The sequence below is a fragment of the Sporosarcina luteola genome (assembly GCF_023715245.1).
Classification (GTDB): domain Bacteria; phylum Bacillota; class Bacilli; order Bacillales_A; family Planococcaceae; genus Sporosarcina; species Sporosarcina luteola_C.
In genome coordinates, this window is the sequence record NZ_JAMBNV010000029.1 from 1 (window position 1) to 429 (window position 429).

1 pseudogene is annotated in these 429 nt (G+C 35.4%); it reads left to right on the forward strand.

Going from position 1 to position 429, the window contains the following annotated elements:
- Positions 1-429: pseudogene (locus M3152_RS17855) on the forward strand (2-dehydropantoate 2-reductase N-terminal domain-containing protein); the annotation flags it as partial.

Below are 429 nucleotides of genomic sequence, written 5' to 3' on the forward strand. Positions count from 1 at the left end.
ATGTTATTATTATTGCAGTCAAAACACATCAACTTGATGCAGTTATTCCTCATTTAACTCATCTTGCACATGAGGACACGCTCATCATTTTAGCCCAAAATGGGTTATGGTCAACTCGAACATATTTCATTTAAAAACGTATGCCAAGCAGTTGTCTATATAAGTGGTCAAAAGAAAGGCGATGTTGTTACGCACTTCAGAGATTATCAATTACGTATACAAGATAATGCATTAACTCGACAATTTAGAGATTTGGTCCAAGACAGTCAAATCGACATTGTATTAGAAGCAAATATTCAACAAGCTATTTGGTATAAATTGTTAGTTAACTTGGGCATTAATTCTATCACAGCACTCGGTAGACAGACCGTTGCAATCATGCATAATCCTGAAATACGTACACTGTGTAGACAGCTATTACTAGATGGT